Source organism: Claveliimonas bilis, assembly GCF_030296775.1.
Taxonomy (GTDB): Bacteria; Bacillota; Clostridia; order Lachnospirales; family Lachnospiraceae; genus Claveliimonas; species Claveliimonas bilis.
The window spans coordinates 1028943-1049221 of the sequence record NZ_AP027742.1 but is presented as its reverse complement, the minus strand read 5'-3'; the positions used below and the strand labels follow the sequence as shown (position 1 = coordinate 1049221).

General features: G+C 43.9%; 20 protein-coding genes. 5 read left to right on the top strand and 15 right to left on the bottom strand.

All coding sequences use genetic code 11. The annotated features are described in order from the left end of the window. The first annotated feature begins 37 nt into the window (after positions 1 to 37). The 3 genes from R2J37_RS05095 to R2J37_RS05085 are packed head-to-tail and all read left to right on the top strand — an operon-like array spanning position 38 to position 2361. Positions 38 to 838 (top strand): MerR family transcriptional regulator, encoded by an 801-nt coding sequence (locus tag R2J37_RS05095; RefSeq protein WP_256193214.1) that lies wholly within the window; start codon positions 38 to 40, stop codon positions 836 to 838. Further along, entirely contained in the window at positions 835 to 1644 is an 810-nt protein-coding gene (locus R2J37_RS05090) for an ABC transporter ATP-binding protein (RefSeq protein WP_316266390.1), read from the top strand. Before R2J37_RS05095 ends, R2J37_RS05090 begins: the two co-directional genes overlap by 4 nt. A 3-nt stretch (positions 1645 to 1647) precedes the next feature. Next, positions 1648 to 2361: an ABC transporter permease gene (locus R2J37_RS05085; protein WP_316266389.1), complete on the top strand. Its 714-nt coding sequence runs from the start codon at positions 1648 to 1650 to the stop codon at positions 2359 to 2361. On the opposite strand, the gene R2J37_RS05080 is transcribed toward R2J37_RS05085, so the two are convergent. The 9 genes from R2J37_RS05080 to R2J37_RS05040 form a co-directional block, all read right to left on the bottom strand. Continuing rightward, positions 2351 to 3025 carry a response regulator transcription factor gene (locus R2J37_RS05080; protein WP_256193217.1) on the bottom strand — a complete coding sequence of 225 codons (675 nt, stop codon included), beginning with the start codon at positions 3023 to 3025 and terminating at the stop codon, positions 2351 to 2353. The two genes, R2J37_RS05085 and R2J37_RS05080, sit on opposite strands and share 11 nt — an antisense overlap. 216 nt (positions 3026 to 3241) lie before the next feature. Next, entirely contained in the window at positions 3242 to 3712 is a 471-nt protein-coding gene (tnpA, locus tag R2J37_RS05075) for an IS200/IS605-like element ISEnfa200 family transposase (RefSeq protein ID WP_316266386.1), read from the bottom strand. A 230-nt stretch (positions 3713 to 3942) separates the two neighbouring features. Then, entirely contained in the window at positions 3943 to 5547 is a 1605-nt protein-coding gene (pckA, locus tag R2J37_RS05070) for a phosphoenolpyruvate carboxykinase (ATP) (protein ID WP_230106789.1), read from the bottom strand. A 185-nt stretch (positions 5548 to 5732) separates the two neighbouring features. Then, a complete protein-coding gene (gene cdd / locus R2J37_RS05065; RefSeq protein ID WP_256193219.1) occupies positions 5733 to 6140 on the bottom strand; it encodes a cytidine deaminase in 408 nt (135 codons plus the stop codon). A 37-nt stretch (positions 6141 to 6177) separates the two neighbouring features. Beyond that, positions 6178 to 7665, bottom strand: coding sequence for a threonine synthase (gene thrC / locus R2J37_RS05060; RefSeq protein WP_316266383.1), 1488 nt, complete (start codon positions 7663 to 7665; stop codon positions 6178 to 6180). A 48-nt stretch (positions 7666 to 7713) separates the two neighbouring features. Beyond that, on the bottom strand, positions 7714 to 9024 hold the full coding sequence (locus tag R2J37_RS05055; RefSeq protein WP_230106792.1) for a Na+/H+ antiporter NhaC family protein: 1311 nt from the start codon (positions 9022 to 9024) through the stop codon (positions 7714 to 7716). 2 nt (positions 9025 to 9026) lie between these two features. Next, positions 9027 to 9518, bottom strand: a complete 492-nt coding sequence (leuD, locus tag R2J37_RS05050; protein WP_316266381.1) for a 3-isopropylmalate dehydratase small subunit — start codon at positions 9516 to 9518, stop codon at positions 9027 to 9029. Continuing rightward, positions 9518 to 10792: a 3-isopropylmalate dehydratase large subunit gene (leuC, locus tag R2J37_RS05045; RefSeq protein ID WP_316266380.1), complete on the bottom strand. Its 1275-nt coding sequence runs from the start codon at positions 10790 to 10792 to the stop codon at positions 9518 to 9520. The genes leuD and leuC overlap by 1 nt, the downstream gene beginning before the upstream one ends. Positions 10793 to 10902: 110 nt before the next feature. Continuing rightward, positions 10903 to 11775: a putative ABC transporter permease gene (locus R2J37_RS05040; RefSeq protein WP_316266378.1), complete on the bottom strand. Its 873-nt coding sequence runs from the start codon at positions 11773 to 11775 to the stop codon at positions 10903 to 10905. A gap of 119 nt (positions 11776 to 11894) precedes the next feature. On the opposite strand from R2J37_RS05040, the gene R2J37_RS05035 reads away from it, so the two are divergent. Beyond that, on the top strand, positions 11895 to 12143 hold the full coding sequence (locus R2J37_RS05035) for a FeoA family protein (protein WP_230106796.1): 249 nt from the start codon (positions 11895 to 11897) through the stop codon (positions 12141 to 12143). Continuing rightward, a complete protein-coding gene (feoB, locus tag R2J37_RS05030; protein ID WP_230106797.1) occupies positions 12122 to 14164 on the top strand; it encodes a ferrous iron transport protein B in 2043 nt (680 codons plus the stop codon). Before R2J37_RS05035 ends, feoB begins: the two co-directional genes overlap by 22 nt. Positions 14165 to 14262: 98 nt before the next feature. Here feoB and R2J37_RS05025 read toward each other — a convergent pair whose 3' ends face one another. The 6 genes from R2J37_RS05025 to R2J37_RS05000 all read right to left on the bottom strand — a co-directional run bounded on the left by R2J37_RS05025 (position 14263) and on the right by R2J37_RS05000 (position 20246). Continuing rightward, a complete protein-coding gene (locus tag R2J37_RS05025; RefSeq protein ID WP_256193230.1) occupies positions 14263 to 15633 on the bottom strand; it encodes an aldehyde dehydrogenase in 1371 nt (456 codons plus the stop codon). Positions 15634 to 15643: 10 nt separating this feature from the next. Further along, entirely contained in the window at positions 15644 to 16846 is a 1203-nt protein-coding gene (locus tag R2J37_RS05020; RefSeq protein WP_316266375.1) for an iron-containing alcohol dehydrogenase, read from the bottom strand. A 138-nt stretch (positions 16847 to 16984) separates the two neighbouring features. Next, positions 16985 to 17815 (bottom strand): PHP domain-containing protein, encoded by an 831-nt coding sequence (locus R2J37_RS05015; RefSeq protein WP_230106800.1) that lies wholly within the window; start codon positions 17813 to 17815, stop codon positions 16985 to 16987. 78 nt (positions 17816 to 17893) lie between these two features. Continuing rightward, positions 17894 to 18055: a hypothetical protein gene (locus R2J37_RS05010; protein ID WP_316266373.1), complete on the bottom strand. Its 162-nt coding sequence runs from the start codon at positions 18053 to 18055 to the stop codon at positions 17894 to 17896. 110 nt (positions 18056 to 18165) lie between these two features. After that, positions 18166 to 18960 (bottom strand): hypothetical protein, encoded by a 795-nt coding sequence (locus tag R2J37_RS05005; protein ID WP_316266371.1) that lies wholly within the window; start codon positions 18958 to 18960, stop codon positions 18166 to 18168. 830 nt (positions 18961 to 19790) lie between these two features. Next, complete coding sequence (locus R2J37_RS05000) at positions 19791 to 20246, bottom strand: DUF6465 family protein (protein WP_230106803.1); 456 nt, start codon at positions 20244 to 20246, stop codon at positions 19791 to 19793. Positions 20247 to 20279: the final 33 nt, after the last annotated feature.

Genomic DNA, 20279 nt, shown 5'->3' with positions numbered 1-20279 from the left:
GTCATAAGATATACTATAGTCAGGAGGTGACAGCACTATGGAAAAACACAGAGCGATACCAAAAGGATATATGACTGTGGGAGAAGTGGCAAAAAAGATGGATGTCACTGTGCGGACACTGCAGCATTACGACCGGGAGGGCCTGCTGCGCCCCTCTGCAGTAAGCGAAGGCGGCCGCCGGCTGTATACTGACAAAGACATTATAAAACTCCATCAGATTTTATCTTTCAAGCATTTGGGATTCTCCCTGGACGATATTAAGAACCGACTTTCTCCCCTCGACACTCCGGCTGAAGTGGCCAGTATCCTTGCAGCACAGGCAGACGCCGTCCGCCAGAAAATCGAAAATCTCTCCCAATCTCTGAAAGAACTGGAAGCCTTGAGGGAAGAGGTCCTTCAGATGCAGACTGTCAATTTCAAAAAATATGCGGACATTATTGTAAATTTGCAGATGAAAAATGATTTTTACTGGCTGATCAAACACTTTGATGACCAGACCCTTGATCATATCCGCGGCCGCTTTGACAAAGAAAGCGGAAAGGCGTTCATGGAGAGATTCCTCAAACTCCAAAACGAAGCAATACAGCTTCAAAATGCAGGCATCCCTGCCGACAGTGAGGAGGGACAGCAATTTGCCAAAACCTACTGGGACATGATAACAGAATTTACCGGTCAGGATATGGGAATGCTTTCCAAACTGGTGGAAATCGGGCAATTCGAGAACGCAGACCCCCAGTGGAAAGAATGGCAGATACAGGCCAATACCTATGTAGAGCAGGCCTTAAACGTCTATTTCAGTAATTTGGGCACAGATCCGTTTCAGGAGGAAAACCAATGACACATGCCATAGAAGTAAGCGCTCTGACAAAAACTTATGGAGAACATCAAGTCTTAAAAGGCATTGATCTTCACGTGAGAAAAGGTGAAATTTTTGCCCTGCTTGGCGTAAACGGCGCCGGCAAAACCACTGCTCTTGAATGCATTGAAGATTTAAAAAAATATGACAGCGGCAGCATAACTGTTATCGGAAGAACAGGGATCCAGCTCCAGTCCTCCTCTTTGCCCGAACACATAAAAACAATGGAGGCCATCCGATTATTCTCCCAATGGAACCGTTCCCCGCTTCCCGAGGAAACCCTCCATGCCCTCGGTATTTATGAATTTTCTCAAAAGCAATACTTCCAATTGTCAACCGGACAAAAAAGACGGCTTCATCTTGCCCTTTCCCTTATCAGAGATCCGGACATTCTCTTTCTTGATGAACCTACCGCCGGTCTTGACGTGGAAGGCAGATTGCTTCTCCACCAACAGATAAGGCAGCTGAACGCTATGGGAAAGACAATCGTTCTGGCAAGCCACGACATGACGGAAGTAGAAAACTTATGCGACCGGATTGCTATTTTATCAGGAGGCAGGATTGCCTTTACAGGCACAGTGGAGCAGCTTCAAAAAAGGATGGGGAAACATTACAACATTACGATCCGGACAAATGCCGGAACAGAAAGATATGAGTCAGATTCCATCGAGAATACCCTGTTTGAACTGCTTATAAAGCATAGAGAAAAAAGCGAGGCCATCTTGGATATTCAAGTGAATCGGGGCTCTTTAGAACAGCATTTTATGAAAATCGCAAAGGAGGGATGATCTATGAAAGCTTTTTTATACGGAATCGCATTACAGTGGAAATTAGACATACGTAGTAAGACTCTTCTCATCACCTGCTACATTGTTCCTCTTTTATTCTTCGGAGTAATGGGCAGTATCTTTACCTCTGTCATGCCGGATTCAAAAGAAACTCTGATCCAGTCCATGACCATATTCGGCGTCACAATGGGCGCACTGATCGGCGTCCCTCCCTCTCTTGCGGAAATTTACAGAAGTGATGTCAAAAAAATTTACAGGGCCAATGGCGTCCCCCTGTATCTTGGCATTGTCTCAATAAATATTTCCGCTTTTCTTCATCTGTGGATCATGAGCGCCATTATCTGCATTGCCGCGCCGCTTGCGTTCGACGCCGGGATTCCGGAAAATTCAGGGCTGTATCTTGCAGGACTGGCTGTTTTCACTGCTGCATCCCTTGCCATTGCAAGCATCATCGGTCTGGCTGTAAAGGATCCGACAAAAACCTCTATGTTTTCCATCCTTATTTTCCTGCCTTCTATCATGCTTTCCGGGATTATGTTTCCAGTAAATCTCCTTCCCGGCTCTCTTGAAACTGCCGGAAAATTTTTCCCGGCATCATGGGGATATCGCTGCATGACAGAACAGGTCTTTCATTTTGAGTTATTTCTGCCTCTTCTCTTCCTTTTTGCCGCTGCTGTTATCATATGCGCTATTTTACTGCGCCGGGTCAGCAAGTAGCGTCCTGGCGCATTTTAAATCCGATCCCCCAAACAGACTCTATATAATCTTTCCCTGATTCACTTTTCAGTTTCTTTCTAAGATTGCTGATGTGGATTTTCAGAGAGCTTTCCGTGCAGTCCGGCGTGTCTTCACTGATGGCATCCAGTATCCTTGCTTTTGTCACAACCTGAGACGGGTTTTTTATCAGCTGCTTTAAAACTGCAAATTCTGTGGGAGTCAGATGGATCTTAGCTTCCCCCACATATGCTTCGAAAGTATCTAAATCTATAGTAATCTCTTCAAATGTAAGAATGCCTCTTCCCTTGCTTCCGCCAGATCCGCGCAGCTGCACTGCGATCCTTGCCATCAGTTCCCTTATATCGAAAGGCTTTGTCACATAATCTGCCGCTCCGCCCAGCAGCAGATCCACTTTATGATCAATTTCTGCTTTTGCGCTGACAACGATCACTGGTATTCCCTGAATCTTTTCCAGCACCTTCTCTCCCGCAAGACCCGGCAGCATCAGGTCCAAAAGAACCAGATCCGGACTTCTTTTCTCAAAAAGAAGAAGGGCTTCTGTCCCCGAATAGGCACGTATCACCTGATACCCCTCCTCCTTAAGCGCCCGTTCCAGCATGCTGCCGATATATTCGTCATCATCAATTACTGCAATCAAACTCACTGGTTTTCCTCCTGCGTCATTCCAATCTACTCTTCCATCTTTTTACATGTCCAATAGTTTCGCCTGTTTCCATTCTGGTAGTCAAGACCACCGGCTAAGCCGGTGGCTTGCTTTGACCCTATAAGGGTCTTTTACCGGCACTGGAGTCTAAAGACTCATCGATTTGGTTCGCCAATCGCAACATCATTTTCTTACTTAAGCCCTAAAGGGCTCTTCTTATCTGTTTTGCTTTACTGGCTCACCCGTGAACGGGTCTATATACTCTTTCAATGTCATTTGATCGTATTCCAAATCTTCCTGTAGCTGGTTCGCTATATATTCCTCTATTTTCTTCGCATTTTTCCCTACCGTATCTACGTAGTATCCTCTGCACCAGAAATGTCGGTTCCCATATTTATATTTCAAATTGGCATGCCGCTCAAATATCATAAGTGTACTTTTCCCTTTCAGATATCCTACAAAATACGATACACTCATGCTTGGCGGAATTTCTACCAGCATATGTACGTGATCTGGACATATCTCCGCTTCTATAATTTTTACACTTTTCCTCTTGCATAACATACTTAGGATATTGGCTATATCCTGTTTTATTTTCCCATATGCTACTTTTCTTCTATACTTCGGCGCAAAAACTATATGATACTTACAATTCCATCTCGTATGTGATAAACTATTACTGTCCATAATGGATACCTCCTTTGTTTTTAATGCGGTTGGCGAACCTGCACTAATTATAACATTGGAGGTTTTCTGTAAGCTGAAGCACCCCTGTCCACTTGCATAGCAAGTGGTTTTTTGGTTTTCTAACCCTACATTTTTCGGAACACGAAAAACTCCGTGTCAGAAAACAGGCCCTTGGCCTAACCAACAAAAAACTTCCCGGCTGTTTGCCGGGAAGTCCATCTTCTTTATTCTTATATCTGCGGACCAGCAGCAACCAGTGCTTTTCCGATCTCGTTGCCTTCGTATTTTGCGAAGTTCTTGTTGAAGCGCTGTGCAAGATCTTTTGCTTTCTCTTCCCACTCTGCTGCATCTGCATATGTGTCGCGTGGGTCAAGAATTGCAGGATCTACACCTGGAAGCTCTGTCGGAACTTCAAAGTTGAAGTACGGAATCTTCTTAGTTGGCGCTGTCAGGATAGAGCCATCAAGGATCGCATCGATGATACCGCGAGTATCTTTGATGGAGATACGTTTTCCTGTTCCGTTCCATCCTGTATTTACAAGGTAAGCTTTTGCTCCGCTTGCTTTCATTCTCTTAACAAGCTCTTCTGCATATTTTGTAGGATGCAGTTCCAGGAATGCCTGACCGAAGCATGCAGAGAAAGTCGGTGTAGGCTCTGTGATTCCACGCTCTGTTCCTGCAAGTTTTGCTGTAAATCCGGACAGGAAGTAGTACTCTGTCTGCTCTGGTGTCAGAACAGATACCGGAGGAAGTACTCCGAAAGCGTCTGCTGACAGGAAGATTACATTCTTTGCTGCAGGAGCTGCAGAAACCGGACGAACGATTTTTTCAATATGATCGATCGGGTAAGATACACGTGTGTTTTCTGTCACGCTCTTATCTGTGAAATCGATCTTTCCGTCTTTGTCCAGTGTAACGTTCTCAAGAAGAGCATTGCGTTTGATCGCATTGTAGATGTCCGGCTCGGAATCTTTGTCAAGGTCAATAACTTTTGCGTAGCATCCGCCCTCGAAGTTGAAGATACCATTGTCATCCCAGCCGTGCTCGTCATCACCAATAAGGAGTCTCTTCGGATCTGTGGAAAGTGTTGTCTTTCCTGTTCCGGAAAGTCCGAAGAAGATTGCTGTGTTCTCGCCGTTCATATCTGTGTTTGCAGAGCAGTGCATGGAAGCGATTCCCTTCAGAGGCAGGTAGTAGTTCATCATAGAGAACATACCTTTTTTCATCTCTCCGCCGTACCATGTGTTTACGATAACCTGCTCGCGGCTTGTGATGTTGAACATAACCGCTGTCTCTGATCCAAGTCCCAGCTCTTTGTAGTTTTCAACTTTTGCCTTGGATGCATTGTAAACAACAAAATCCGGCTCAAAGTTTTCCAACTCTTCTGCTGTAGGACGGATGAACATATTTGTAACGAAATGAGCCTGCCATGCCACTTCCATAATGAAACGGATTGCCATGCGTGTGTCTTTGTTTGCGCCGCAGAATGCGTCTACAACAAACAGTCTCTTGCTGGAAAGCTCATTTAATGCAATTTTCTTTACCTCATCCCATGCCTCCTGGCTTGCCGGATGGTTGTCGTTTTTATATTCGTCTGATGTCCACCATACAGTGTCTTTGGAATTTTCATCCATAACAATGTATTTATCTTTTGGAGAACGGCCTGTGTAGATACCAGTCATAACATTAACTGCGCCAAGCTCGCTGACCTGTCCTTTGTCAAAACCTTCCAGATTCGGATTTGTTTCCTCTTCAAACAGCATCTCAAAGGAAGGATTGTGAACAATCTCTGTTGTTCCGGTGATACCATACTTTGTTAAATCGATATTTGCCATGTTACGCTCAACCTCTTTCTTTCTCTAATATTATGGACCGGAAAATCAATCTAAAAATGAGATCGGAAGACCGGCATATTTCCTATCATTTCGATAGGACATCCATTATAGTCCATTATACAGGATAATAATCAAAAAATCAACTCCAAAAGCGTTAATCTTATAACAAATGCAGGATTGACGCATCAATCCTGCATTTTAAATCCTTTTGGGAGAAGTTCATCCAGGGTCATGACTTCCAGAGATTCCCTGCTTTTTCCACATATAATCCGGAAAGTGCAGGGATCGCAAAATTCCGCCATTACCTGGCGGCACACTCCGCACGGGTAACAGCTTATAAGCTCATCCTTTCCTCCGGCGATGGCAATCGCTTCAAAATCACGTTCTCCCTGGGATATCGCCGAAAAGAAGGCGCTCCTCTCTGCGCAATTCGTCGGGCTGTAAGCTGCATTTTCAATGTTGCATCCCCGAAACACCTTTCCGCCCCGGCTCAAAAGTGCAGCTCCCACTTTGAAACCAGAATAAGGGCTGTAGGAATATTCCCTTGCTGCCACAGCCAGCTCCCACAATTTCTTCTCATCCAACTCTTCCATACATCCGCCTCTTTCTTCCGGGGATTCCCAAATCTCTTTATAAACCAAGGATCTTCTTTACTTCCTCCTCCATTTTATCGGCATCGCATTCTCTTGTATGCAGTACTTCCGCATCGAGAATATCGCAAATGGCTTTCGGCATCTCTACTTTGGACACTTTTTCCAGATTGCCAAGAAGCTCCAGCTCGTCTTTTTCCCCGTCAGCCTGCCCGATAGCCTGCATGACACTCTTTACAAACTTATATGGGCTGGCCGTAGATGCGATCACACATTTTGTCTCATCTTTTGTTCTTGTTTTATAGTCCTCACACACATAAGCCGCCACAGCTGTATGGGTGTCGATCACATATCCTGTTCTGTCATAAATCTTCCGGATCATATCGGCCGTTTCCTGCTCTGATGCATAACCGGCATCAAAATCCTGCAAATGGTCTCTCATCGCCGGAGTGATAGTATATTTCCCTTTCTGCTTCAAAAGCCCCATCAGCTCTGCGTCTTTTTCACAGTCACAATCAGAAATCTGATAAATGAGACGCTCCAGATTACTGGACACAAGAATATCCATAGAAGGAGAGGTTGTAAGCAAAAATTCGCGGTTTTTATCGTATGTTCCTGTACGGAAGAAATCAAACAATACTTTATTTTCGTTGGACGCACAGATCAGCTTGTGAATGGGAATCCCCATCTGCTTAGCGTAACATGCGGCAAGAATATTTCCGAAATTTCCTGTAGGCACAACAACGTTTATATTTTCGCCCGACTCAATCTCACCATTTTCCAAAAGCTTTCCGTAAGCATAGACATAATAGACTATCTGCGGCACAAGTCTTCCAATATTAATGGAATTTGCAGAAGAAAACTGATAACCGTCCGCTGCCAGCTCTTCTTTTAAAGCCTGGCTGCCAAACATTTCTTTTACTCCCCTTTGGGCATCGTCAAAATTCCCGTGAATTGCCACAACATCCACGTTTTTTCCTCTCTGCGTCACCATCTGCAGCTCCTGTACCTTGCTGACGCCTCCCTTGGGATAAAAAACAATGATCCTTGTTCCTTCCACATCTGCAAATCCAGCCATCGCTGCCTTTCCGGTATCACCTGATGTGGCGGCCAGAATCACAATTTCCTTATCAACATGATTTTTCTTTGCCGCCGTTGTCATGAGATGCGGCAAAATGGAAAGGGCCATATCTTTAAAAGCAATCGTAGCACCATGGAATAACTCCAGATAATAAGTGTCGTCCACTTTCACGAGAGGAGCGATCTCCTCTGTGTCAAATTTGCTGTCATATGCTTTTCTGATACATTCTTTCAGCTCTTCCTCTGTAAAATCCGTCAAAAATTCTTTCATCACTGCAAACGCAGTTTCCTGATAACTCAGACCCTTCAGTTCTTCCAACGAAAGTGCGAGCGCCGGAATCTTCTCCGGCACAAACAGTCCTCCGTCATCTGCAAGTCCTTTTAAAATTGCCTGTGACGCTGTCACTTCCACACTGGGATTTCTCGTACTTTTATACTGCAAATTCATATGTTTCACCTTTCTGTCCCTGACTGTTTCCGCCAGAGTTCCATCTGTTTACGCTTCCTTTCTGTTCCTGAACAGAATAAACAAGACTGCGCTCACTGCCATGAGGATCGGATAATAGAGGTACGGTATGATCTCAAATGGAGTCAACGCTGTAAGGCTGGCTGCCGACAAAAGCTGTGCGCCGTAAGGAATCAGTCCCTGCCCCACAGAAGTAAAAATATCCAGAAGCGAAGCGGAACGCCTGGACGAAACATGATACTCCTCACTGATCTCTTTAGCGATCGGTCCCGCCATTACAATAGCTACTGTATTGTTTGCTGTACATGCATCTACTAAAAGTGCAAGAGAAGCAATTCCAAACTCTGCACCTTTCTCGCCCCGTATCCGTTTGTGGATCCATCCCAGAATAAAATGGATTCCGCCGTACTCTTTCATCAGCGATACAATACATGCCACTATAATGGAAATAACCGTAATATCGTACATACCGGTTACGCCGCCTATAGCCGTTCCATTTATCTCTCCGCCTCCAACGGCAAGAAAAATCTGTCCAAGTTCAATACTGCCCGTTGCAACTCCCACAATAAGAGAGAGAACCGTACCGCCGATCAGCACTACAAACACATTAATTCCGATCAGCGCTCCCACCAGCACCACAATATAAGGCACAACTTTCCATATATTATAACTTAAATCTTCCGCCATCTTAAAATCGCCGTTTCTGGTGATCAGGAAAAACAGAATAATTGTAAGGATCGCCGCCGGAAGTACGATCAGGAAATTTTCCCGAAATTTGTCCTTCATTTCACATCCCTGTGTCTTCACCGCTGCAATCGTTGTATCTGATATCATAGAGAGATTGTCTCCAAACATAGCACCACACACAACAGCTCCAATACAGATCGGCATTGCGAATCCTGTCTTTTCACTGATTCCCACTGCAATCGGCGCCAGAGCCGCAATGGTTCCCATAGATGTCCCCATAGATACAGAAATAAAACATCCGATCACAAAAAGTCCCACTACAGCAATCTGTGACGGAAGAACGGACAACCCCAGATTCACAGTACTTTCCACTCCGCCTGCTGCTGTCACAGCACCGGAAAATCCCCCCGCGCAAAGGAAAATAAGACTCATTGTAATAATATTGTCATCGCCTACTCCCTTTGCTATCACAGTGATCTTTTCATCAAAGCTAAGGCTTTTATTTTGACAGAAAGCCACGCCTAAGGCAATCAGAAACGCCACAATAGTCGGCATTGCATAAAAGTCTTTCGTCACAATACCAAACCCCAAAAAAATCACCAGAAACACTCCTATAGGCAGAAGTGCTATTGCTCTTCCTTTTTTTTGTTCCATAACTATTTCCTTTTGTTATTTGTATAATTTACAAGACCGCCTGCTGCGATCAGCTTCTGCATAAATTCCGGGAACGCCTGTCCCTGGAACTCTGTACCTTTTGTCCGGTTGTAGATCTTTCCACTGTCAAAATCCACTTCCACTTCATCCCCGGCTTCGATTCCTCTTGCCGCCTCAGAACACTCAATGATCGGAAGACCGATATTGATGGCATTTCTGTAGAAAATCCTTGCGAATGTCTCTGCGATCACACAGCTTACGCCCGCTGTTTTCAGACAGAGCGGTGCGTGCTCTCTGGAAGATCCACATCCAAAGTTTTTATTTGCCACGATCAGATCTCCCGGCTGTACTTTTTCCGCAAATTCCGGATCTATATCTGCCATAGCATGACTTGCCAGTTCCTGTGGATCAAAGGAATTTAAATATCTCGCCGGAATGATCACGTCCGTATCTACATTATCGCCATATTTGAATACTTTTCCCAATGCTTTCATTATCTGTCACCTGCTTTCTCTGGATTTGCAATATATCCTGCAATCGCGCTCGCTGCCGCTGTTTCCGGTGATGCCAGATAGATCAGGGAGTCCACATGCCCCATTCTTCCGACAAAATTCCGGTTCGTTGTAGATACACATTTCTCTCCCGCCGCAAGGACTCCCATATGTCCTCCCATGCAGGGACCACAGCTTGGAGTGTTGAAAGCGCATCCTGCATCGATAAAGATATCTACCAGCCCTTCTTTGATACATTCTTTGTAGATTTTCTGTGTACCCGGTATTACCATGACACGCACATCCGGATGTACCTTATGCCCCTTTAAAATAGCTGCTGCCCGGCGCATATCCTCCATCCTTCCGTTTGTACAGGATCCGATCACAACCTGGTCGATCTTAATAGGTTCCATTGCCTCAATCTCATCAATGGTCTTTGCGTTGCCTGGAAGATGAGGAAATGCCACAGTCGGACGCACTTTAGAGAGATCCACCTCTACCACTTCATCATAACAGGCATCTTCATCTGCTTCGTAAATCTTATATTCCTTATCAGAATGTTCCCTGATATAGTCCTCTGCCAGTTTATCTACCGGGAATATCCCATTTTTCGCCCCGGCTTCAATCGCCATGTTTGCCATAGTAAACCGATCGTCCATTGTCAGATTGGCAATCCCGTCCCCGGTAAATTCCATAGATTTGTACAGAGCGCCGTCCACTCCGATTCTTCCGATAATATGGATAATAATATCTTTCCCGCTGACATATCTGGACGGTTTCCCTGTCAGGACAAACTTGATCGCGAAAGGAACTTTAAACCACAGTTCTCCTGTTGCCATTCCGGTGGCAATATCCGTTGTTCCCACACCGGTAGAAAACGCCCCCAAAGCCCCGTATGTACAAGTATGTGAATCAGCACCTATAATGCATTCTCCCGCCACTGTAATTCCTTTTTCCGGAAGAATTGCATGTTCGATTCCCATTTGACCCACTTCATAATAGTGAGACAGTTCCTGCTCTCTTGCAAATTCCCGGAGGGATTTTGAATTCTGTGCTGATTTGATATCTTTATTTGGAGTAAAATGATCCGGCACAAGGACTACTTTATCCTTGTCAAATACTTTTTCCGCCATCTGCTTAAACACCGGAATCGCCATTGGTCCTGTAATATCATTCGCCATGACTACATCCAGTTTTGCTTCGATCAGCTGCCCCGCCTCCACATGATCCAATCCTGCGTGTGCAGCCAGGATCTTCTGCGTCATTGTCATACCCATAATCGTATGCCTCCTTCTTCCTCTGTTTCTGTCTTAAATTGTATTTTAACACGGCGTGCCCCTGATTGACAAGGACACTCTTTTTCCTCTTTCATCCACAGCTACTATTTCTACAATGTTTTTCTCTTCTCCATTCTTTCCCGCAGCTCATTTAAAATTTCTCTGTGCTTTCTGGATTCCATCTTAGGGAAAGCCTTTGCCAAACGGCGGCTGACATGAGTACTTGCCGCTGCCAGTTCCTCGTACCGTTTCTTCAGCTCTTCACGGCGCATACGCATATCCCCTCTGATATCTTCTTTCAAATCTTCCTTCAAATCAGAGAACTCCCCGTATTTCTCCAGAAATTCTTCTTTCCTGTCCTCCAATCTCTCCAGTTTCTCCACAGCGTCCATCACGTTTTCATGAATATTGATTCCCATTTTGTCAGAAATTTCATGAAGCTCCATCGCAATCTTCTCCATTGCCTCCAGACGTTTGTTCAGCTTGAGTATGCCTGCCGACGTCACTGCAATGTCCACAGCCAACACTATAATAAACAGAACGCAAAGTGTAAGTCCCAAAGGGAACGGCACCAGTTCCGTCAGTTTTTCAGTCATCGGATGAACTATTTTCATGATCACCACACAGGCTGCTCCCCACACAAGAGAAAACAGGAGACAGACATATCCTCCTATATTTAATGGCATTTCCGAATAATCCCACCATTTGTGATGAAATATCTTATCCATGGCATATCCGGTCAGCCATTCAATAAACGTGACTAAAATAACCGAAGCCACATAAAGTAAGACAAGGTGATCTTTCCATGGTTCCAGCAGGGTGACGACAGCTCCCACCCCGACTCCATACACCGGACAAATTGGTCCGTTCAAAAATCCTCTGTTTACAAATCTTCTTTCTTTTACACTTGCAAAAGCCACCTCGACACACCAGCCTGCGAACCCATATATAAAGAAATAAGCAATCAGTCTGTAAGCCTCCATATGTAATCTCCTTTACTTTTTACTATGGCATAGAGTATACCTTACGTTGTCAGCTGCGTCAAATAGTGGTATAATTTTGTAGCAAAAGATAATTTTTCTCAATTAAAGGAGATGTACAAATGATACTTAAGCAAGGGAGAAATGATCATACTTACAAAGTTTGTGCCATCAACACAGAACATGCGCTGGAACGCCGTCTGGAGGCTCTTGGTCTTACCGAAGGAGCTTTCGTTACAATATTAAACAATAACAAAAAGGGGGCCCTTACTGTTAAATTCCGGGGAACCCGTTTTGCAGTCGGCAGACATATTGCCGAACACATTGAAGTGGAGGAGGTGGGTCCGTCATGTCCAACCCTATCCGCGTAGGATTTATCGGCAACCCAAACTGTGGAAAAACCACTTTATTTAACGCATACACAGGCGCTAATCTGAAGGTTGCCAACTGGCCCGGTGTTACAGTTGAAAAAAAGGAAGGCCGCACCGTCTACCAGGGACAGGAATTTCAGCTGATCGACCTTCCCGGAATTTACAGTCTGACTTCCTATACTATGGAAGAAACTGTTTCCCGTGAATGCATCATGAGTGATGAAGTGGATGTCATTGTAGATGTGGCAGATGCCTCCTGTCTGGAACGAAATCTCTACCTGACTCTGCAGCTTATTGAACTTGGAAAACCTGTCATTCTTGCTTTAAATATGATGGATATCGTAGAGGAACGGGGAATGGAGATCGATCTTCACCGACTTCCTGAAATGTTGGGAATCCCGGTTGTTCCGGTATCGGCAAGAAAAAAAAGCGGGCTGTCCATTTTGCTTCATGCAGTCATGCATCATAAGGAGCATCCGCAGCAAAGCCCGTTCATCCATCACCACCATGGAGAGTCCTCTCACCACAAACATGACCACCATCAGGAATACGCCATGGTCTATCAGGATTATATCGAAGACAAGATCGATCTGCTCATAGACCGGATCTGCTGCATTTATCCCGATCTGGAGGACAAGCGCTGGTATGCCCTGAAATATCTCGAAAAGGACAAAAACGTTATCAATTCTCATCCTCTTGAATTTGAGGATATTATAGACCGTGATTACGAAAAAGATATTATTAATCAGAAATACAATTTTATAGAAGAAATTGTAGATGAGGTTCTCGTCAACAAAAAAAAGAACGAAGCCCGCACAGACCATATTGACCGCTATCTCACCAGCAAATGGCTTGGTCTGCCGATTTTTCTTGCCATCATGGCTCTGGTATTTTTCCTGACTTTTACGATCGGAGATTTTCTGAAGGGCTATTTTGAGATCGGACTTGACAGCCTGTCTTCTTTTGCCGAAGAAGGACTTGTCTCTCTCCATGTCAATGCCATGCTCATTTCCCTGATCGTGGACGGAATCATTTCAGGAGTCGGAGGCATCCTCACGTTCCTGCCCAATATTTTTATTTTATTCCTGGCTCTTGCTTTTTTGGAGGACAGCGGATATATGTCCAGAGTCGCCTTTGTCATGGACGACATTATGGGACATCTGGGGTTGTCGGGAAGAGCTTTTATTCCGCTTCTTCTCGGCTTTGGCTGTTCCGTTCCCGCCGTTATGGCTTCCCGGGCTCTGGAACACAGAAAAGACCGGCTGAAAACCATTTTAATTACTCCATTTATGTCCTGCAGTGCAAGACTTCCGATCTACGTGCTGTTCTCCTCTATGTTTTTCGGAGGCAACGCTATGATCGTCTGTTATTCCATGTATCTTCTGGGAATCCTGGTCGCTATAACTGCTGCTTTTGTCATTTCCAAATTTGACGGCAGCAAAGCAGAACACAATCTGCTGATCGAACTGCCGGAATATAAAACGCCAAATGCCCGCACCATTGCCATCTATGTATGGGAAAAGATAAAAGATTATCTCACCAAGGCCGGAACTGTTATTTTCATTGCCTCAGTGATCATGTGGATACTTCTGAATTTTGGACCGTCAGGATACGTGACCGATATCAGTTTAAGTTTTGGCTCCTATATCGGCAAGGCCATTGTTCCCATCTTCACTCCTCTTGGGCTTGGCTACTGGCAGATTGTTGTAGCTTTGATCGCCGGAATCGCCGCAAAAGAAGTGGTCGTATCCAGCTGCGGCGTCCTGTTCGGCATCCAGAATATTACAACAGCTCACGGAATGTCCGCTATGGCTGCCACTTTGGGCACTATGGGATTCGGCGCTGTCAACGCCTACTCCCTCATGGTATTCTGTCTTCTGTATATTCCGTGTACCGCAACTATTGCAACGATCCGCCGGGAAACGGAAAGCAGACGGATCACCGCCTGCTTTGTCTTCTTCCAGTTTGCTGTTGCATGGGTTATGAGCTTTATCGTCTATCATATCGGTCTTCTTTTTTAAAAACTGCAGTTTTACACAGGGTATTCTGCAATTTTACACAGGGTATAACGCAAATTGACACGTAACACTTTTAAAGTTTGTTACGTGTCAATTTGTATCTACTGTATCTTTTTCAAAAGATTCAGCTTTTTCTTATACGGTGCATAACGCACCGGAATATCAATATGCACCGACTTTTTCATGATACTCTTCTGATGGGTAAAAGTATCGAAGCTGGCCTTTCCGTGGTATCCTCCCATTCCGCTGTTTCCCACTCCTCCAAAAGGCATATGGGATGTAGCAAGATGAACTACCGTGTCATTGATACATCCTCCCCCATAGGAAATATGCTTCAGAATATAAGCCTCTCTTTCCTTTCTTCCGGTAAAAAGATAAAGGGCAAGCGGTTTAGGTCTTGCTGTCACCTGCGCCACTACTTCTTCCAGATCATAGAAAGTCAAAACAGGCAGTACCGGTCCGAAAATTTCTTCCTGCATCACCGGATGATCCCAGCTTACCTGATCCAGAATAGTAGGCTCAATCTGAAGCGTTTCTTTTCTGCTGCCTCCGCCGCATACGACATGAGCATCTTTCGTCAGGCCAAGGACACGCTCATAATGTTTCTCGTTGATCATCTTAGGGTACTCTTCATTCCTGCAGGGATCTGTCCCGAACATCCTGCGGATCTGTTTGGTCATCTGCTTCAGCAGTTTATCCTTCACACTTTTATGGACAAAAATATAATCCGGCGCCACACAGGTCTGTCCGCTGTTTAAAAATTTTCCCCATACGATTCTCTTTGCCGCCAAAGCAATATCAGCTGTTTCATCTACAATACAGGGACTCTTTCCTCCCAACTCCAGGCTGACAGGAGTTAAGTGCCTGGAAGCCTTCTCCATGACATATTTCCCTACATTTACACTCCCCGTAAAGAAAATATAGTCAAACTTTTCACTTAACAGCGCTTCATTTTCCTTTCTTCCGCCCTCAATTACAGTAACATATTTTTGCGGGAATAGCTCTTTTATCATTCTTGCAATCAGAGCCGATGTCGCGGAAGAATAAGCGGAAGGCTTAACCACTGCACAGTTTCCCGCACTTAACGCTCCTACCAGGGGCGCAATGGTAAGCTGAAACGGATAGTTCCAGGGCGACATGATAAGTACAATCCCATATGGTTCTGAATAGATGAAAGACCGGGAGGGAAACTGTGTGATAGGAGTTGGAACTCTCTTCGGTTTCGCCCAGCCCCGCAAATGTTTCAATGTATATCTGATCTCTTCTTTCACAATACCGATTTCCGTTGCATAAGCTTCAAAGGGTGCTTTATGAAGATCTTTATGCAGCGCCTCCATGATCGCTTCCTCATTTTTGCCGATCCAATCCTGCATCCGCTCCAGCTGCGCCAGGCGGAAGGCAACATTTTTCGTTTCTCCCGTACGGAAATATTCTTTCTGGCGATTTAAAATCTCTTTATAATTATTGCTCATTTTCTTCCTCCTACCTGCGAATTTGATAATAAATCTCCTTCAACTGATCTTTTTTCATAATCTTCGGTACCGGATAAAGCGGATTTGCCTCTTTAGCCGCCCGTTTTGCCAGCATATCAATATCGTCTTCCAATATGCCGTCCAACTTGTCCGGAATACCCATCCTCTGATTCATCGCTTTGATCTCTGCAATAAAGGCATTGGCCTTTTCCTGATCTGATTCCAGATTCTGTCCTATCTTCACAATATCAGCCAATTCTGCCAGCGATATGTACACAGAACTTCCATATGCTTCCAGCACATATGGGAGGATTACCGCATTGGCAAGTCCGTGGGGAATCCCATACTCTCCTCCCAGACTGTGGGCAATAGCATGAACATATCCGACGTACGCTCTTGTAAAAGCCGCTCCTGCCAGAAACGAGGCTTTCTGCATATTCTCTCTTGCTTCCATGTCTTCCCCGTTTTGATAAGCCTTTTCCAGATTCTTAAAAATAAGCTTCACTGCCGAAACACTGTCTTCGATTGTCTCTTTCGTATTACTTTTTCCTATGTAAGCCTCCACTGCATGGGTCAGAGCATCCATACCTGTTGTAGCGGTAATATGCGGCGGAAGACCTCTCGTAAGCACCGGATCCAGCACTGCATATTTGGGAATCAGTACAAAATCATTCAGCGCGTATTTTTCATGAGTTTTCTCGTCAGTCAGCACAGCTGCAAGGGTCGTTTCGCTTCCGGTCCCTGATGTAGTAGGAATCGCCACAAGAAGAGGGATCGGTTTCCAGATTTTCAGTTCACCCCGCATAGATTGAATTTTTTTGAGAGGCCTTGCCACTCTTGCACCTACTCCTTTGGCACAGTCCATCGGAGAACCTCCTCCGAAAGCAATCAGTGCATGGCACCCGTTTTCCTTGTAAAGCTGCAGCGCCTCTTCCACGTTGGCAATGGTCGGATTTGCCGTAGTTTTATCATAAACAACGCATTGTATCCCTTCTTCGCGTATCCACTGCACCAAAGGCTCATGAAGTCCCAGAGACGCAATTCCCGGATCTGTTACCAGCATAACATTTCGGAATCCTTTCCTTTTTAGCATATCCGGAAGTTTCTTTAAGCTGTCCCGTCCTGTAATCAATTTTGGCTTACGCCAAAACGGAACATGATCCATTGCAAATTTCATAATTTTCTGATAGATGCGACACCATAATCTGTACATTTTTTCTTTTCCTTTCTTTCCCTCATTTCATTCCGCCTTACCCCGCCTCCTGCTGCACCTTGGCAGTCCCAAAATATCCTTTGTATTTTCGAAGCATAAGGCAAGGACAGGCCCTTTATCAAAACCTGTCCTCACTGCTCACTGTTTGTTTACTTTTTCAAGGTAAGGAATTTCAATCGGATCAATCGGATTTACAGGGTTTTCGACTTTTCCCTTTTCCTTCCTCTTACGCCGTTTCAAAAGCTCTCCTCCCTTATTGTAAAACCAAAAAGAATATACAAGCAGTTTATTCATTTTTCCAAGCTTATCCTTTGTTGTTTTTCCGTAGAGGCTTCCTCCAACCTCCACCGGAACTTTTTCCCTTATAAGGGAAATCAGCTCTGTCTCACACGTAACATGCCGCGGCAAAATCGTATATCCCATGCCGACACACTCTATTTTGTGAGAATCACTCCCTCCAATACCCGGCTTCTGATATTTCATCGCCAATCTGGCCGCTTTTTCATTGGATTCTTCCGATTCGCAGGCATTAAAAGCTTCGATAAAATCAAATCTTTTTATCGTTTCCGGGGAGCGGAAATACTTTTTCGTATTCGTAAAACTTAAATATTTTTCTCCGCAGGGATGTGCCGGTCCCAATATTCCCCCGTGCCGGTGGACAAAGTCGATCAGCATGTTCACCGGCATTCCTTTCAGCTCCAGCAAACGCATCTTAACCCCTTCAGGCATTACACAGATAATATGTCCGGCATCGCATGTATCATACTCAATACCTTTCAGAACTACAAAATCTTCGTGTTTCTTTCCCTTCATTTCGTATTTCCAGTGCCTGTAGCCTTTATATGTGTCATGATCTGTGATCAGCATTCCGTCGAAACCTTCAGCTTTCAGTTTGCTAATATAATCATCCAAGCTTACTTTACTGTCAATAGATCCTTCCTTCACATGACAATGCATATCCAATTTCATAAGTAAGCCTCCTTTGCTCTTTCCGTTTAATATATCCCTTAAAACTGATTTTATTATAGCACAAAGAGGCAAAAAAACCTATACTCTTCTTTCTCCGGTATATTTCCTGGACGAAAAGCGGATCATTCCAAAACCGGCCATCCACACCGCCATGCATACACTCCAGGAAAGTTCCGTTTCTGTAAATCCAAATAAAATCGCCGCACCTGTAGATAAAACCAATCCAATTATCAGTAACAAAATTCTGCTTATCCTATACATAGCAAACACCTCTCTTCCTATAAACTGACTATAGCAAAAGAGGTGTGCAATAAAATGTACTTGCTTTTATATTTTCAAATTTTTCCGTTCTATTCTATAAAGGTTATGTCATCGTCGTCCTCATCATCTTCACTTTCCCTGACAGGATCCTCGTCATCTGGCGAACTCTTTTTTTCTCCATCCTCATCGTCCAGAAGCATTCTGGCTCTCTCAACTTCTGTTTCCATAGATTCCTTCTCACGGAAACTCTCAGAATACAGTCTTTCCTTCTTGCCGACCTCCCGTGATTTCATCATAAACTGTATAACAAGACCGATCACAGCCAGCACAAGACTGGCCAGGACTGTAATAAGGAAGCTTCCAGCAAGCCCTGTCAGTTCTGCTGCTGAAATACCGGCAATAAATCCGCCTGCGACCGCTGAAATAATAATGATAATAGGATCCAAAAAAATCGCTGTGATAATACCAAGGATCAAACCCGCTCCCAGACAGATAAAAGCCGTCAGTAAAGAATCAGGCGTAAACGTTATCAAAGCCGCTCCTACCCCCAGCATCAACAGCCATACAAACGCTCCTACTCTGTACAAAATCGCCGACAGACATGCCAAAATTACCGCAAGCGCTCCTGCCGCAATAAGCATGACAGTACCTTCCAGACCAAACATAATTCCTGCTGCCAGGCCAATAACCGCTCCTGCAAGCGCTCCTGCCAATGCAGCCAGGACTCGTATCAATTTCAATCCAAAAAAGCAGATGAGAAGTCCGATTACTATCCCGGCAATCATGGAAGCGGTACTATTCTGTATAACAGACTGCAAATCATAAATAATCTCTTCCGGCTCCCCACCGGACACCTGGTTTATGATAGATATTAATTCGTTCATAAAATTCTCCTTTGTCCCTTTATTAATTATCTGCGAGAGTATTATAACACTTTTTTGCATTTCTGTTAACCCTGTAAATGCATCTGGAAAGATCCCCCTCCTATATTTTTAATCATTAATAGAGATGGGCATCAATTGTATTTTCAATCAACACCCATCTCTACTTCTGTGGTTCAATCATTCTTTTTTCCTTTCTCTACATATGTAGTAAAAAATGATTTTTGTTTTTTATACTGATCTTTATTCCTTTCATCGTATGGTCTTTACTGTCCATCATAACCTTCTTCATACTAATATTCTTCCAAATACTTTCTCAATACTCTGACTTTCAATATCAACCTTTTTGGATTTCATTTATAAAGCATCAGTACAAATAGCTTAATTTTTTGGTGGTCCGTACCTCCTTTTCTTAAACTACCGAAATAATAAACCTACTCAAAACATTTAGCACTGCTTTTATGTTTTTTTCCTTTGTTTATTATTTATGACATTATATTACCATTGGATCTTGATTTTGTCAATATATTTTTCAAAAAAATATTAATTTTCTTTTTTCAGTTTTATATTTGTATTAATTTTCTGAAAATTTTAAATATTTCCTCCAACAAATACATTTGTAGCGGCGGAGAAATCCATCGCCGGTCTGATCTCCTGACTAAGGTTTCTCTTCTCTCTTTCCTGTTTCTTTTCCCGATCAACGTTTTCATCAAAAATGCTTCAGACAATCCCACAGATCTGCAAAATCTTCTGATCCGTAAAAGTGCCTGAAGCATATATTATTCGTCCATAATATAAATAACCTGAATCCGGCTTCTGATGCCGACTTTCATTTAATACTGAACAGAACCAGTGTCTGTTCCGTTTACTACATAGTAAACAGCCCCGTCCTCCGGCTTAATGTACAGCGCAATATCTTTGATATCTCCGACTTTCTTTTTATTTTCCTTTGTCCATGCTTTCTTAACGGCAGCGATCATATCCTTTTCTTCTACCTGTCTTCCCATGTACTGTACATAAGTTTTTATCTTAATTTCCTTCTTGGCAGCAGATTTTTTAGCTGGTTCTTTCTTGGCTGGTGCCTTTTTCTCCGTTGCTTTTTTGACAGTTTCCTTTACTGTCTCTTTTGCTGCAGATGTTTTTTTCACTGTGTCTTTTTTTGTTTCGGCTTCTTTTGTTTTTGCATCAACTGTCTCTGCCTTTTTTACAGTGTCAGCCAGAACATTAACCGGTACCTGTTTCGTTTCTTTTACGGCAGTTTTCGTTTTTGCTGTAGATTTTGTAGCCATTTCAATTCCTCCTAGATCTTTTTGCTTCCATAA

Bases quoted from the DNA above. Each gene is read 5' to 3' on its own strand.
- feoB (WP_230106797.1), top strand. From the start codon at position 12,122: ATGTCCAACCCTATCCGCGTAGGATTTATCGGCAACCCAAACTGTGGA.
- R2J37_RS05015 (WP_230106800.1), bottom strand. From the start codon at position 17,815: ATGAAATTGGATATGCATTGTCATGTGAAGGAAGGATCTATTGACAGT.
- pckA (WP_230106789.1), bottom strand. From the start codon at position 5,547: ATGGCAAATATCGATTTAACAAAGTATGGTATCACCGGAACAACAGAG.
- R2J37_RS05035 (WP_230106796.1), top strand. From the start codon at position 11,895: ATGATACTTAAGCAAGGGAGAAATGATCATACTTACAAAGTTTGTGCC.
- R2J37_RS05005 (WP_316266371.1), bottom strand. From the start codon at position 18,960: ATGAACGAATTAATATCTATCATAAACCAGGTGTCCGGTGGGGAGCCG.
- R2J37_RS05055 (WP_230106792.1), bottom strand. From the start codon at position 9,024: ATGGAACAAAAAAAAGGAAGAGCAATAGCACTTCTGCCTATAGGAGTG.
- thrC (WP_316266383.1), bottom strand. From the start codon at position 7,665: ATGAATTTGCAGTATAAAAGTACGAGAAATCCCAGTGTGGAAGTGACA.
- R2J37_RS05025 (WP_256193230.1), bottom strand. From the start codon at position 15,633: ATGAGCAATAATTATAAAGAGATTTTAAATCGCCAGAAAGAATATTTC.
- tnpA (WP_316266386.1), bottom strand. From the start codon at position 3,712: ATGGACAGTAATAGTTTATCACATACGAGATGGAATTGTAAGTATCAT.
- R2J37_RS05085 (WP_316266389.1), top strand. From the start codon at position 1,648: ATGAAAGCTTTTTTATACGGAATCGCATTACAGTGGAAATTAGACATA.
- R2J37_RS05020 (WP_316266375.1), bottom strand. From the start codon at position 16,846: ATGTACAGATTATGGTGTCGCATCTATCAGAAAATTATGAAATTTGCA.
- R2J37_RS05000 (WP_230106803.1), bottom strand. From the start codon at position 20,246: ATGGCTACAAAATCTACAGCAAAAACGAAAACTGCCGTAAAAGAAACG.
- leuD (WP_316266381.1), bottom strand. From the start codon at position 9,518: ATGAAAGCATTGGGAAAAGTATTCAAATATGGCGATAATGTAGATACG.
- cdd (WP_256193219.1), bottom strand. From the start codon at position 6,140: ATGGAAGAGTTGGATGAGAAGAAATTGTGGGAGCTGGCTGTGGCAGCA.
- leuC (WP_316266380.1), bottom strand. From the start codon at position 10,792: ATGGGTATGACAATGACGCAGAAGATCCTGGCTGCACACGCAGGATTG.
- R2J37_RS05095 (WP_256193214.1), top strand. From the start codon at position 38: ATGGAAAAACACAGAGCGATACCAAAAGGATATATGACTGTGGGAGAA.
- R2J37_RS05090 (WP_316266390.1), top strand. From the start codon at position 835: ATGACACATGCCATAGAAGTAAGCGCTCTGACAAAAACTTATGGAGAA.
- R2J37_RS05040 (WP_316266378.1), bottom strand. From the start codon at position 11,775: ATGGAGGCTTACAGACTGATTGCTTATTTCTTTATATATGGGTTCGCA.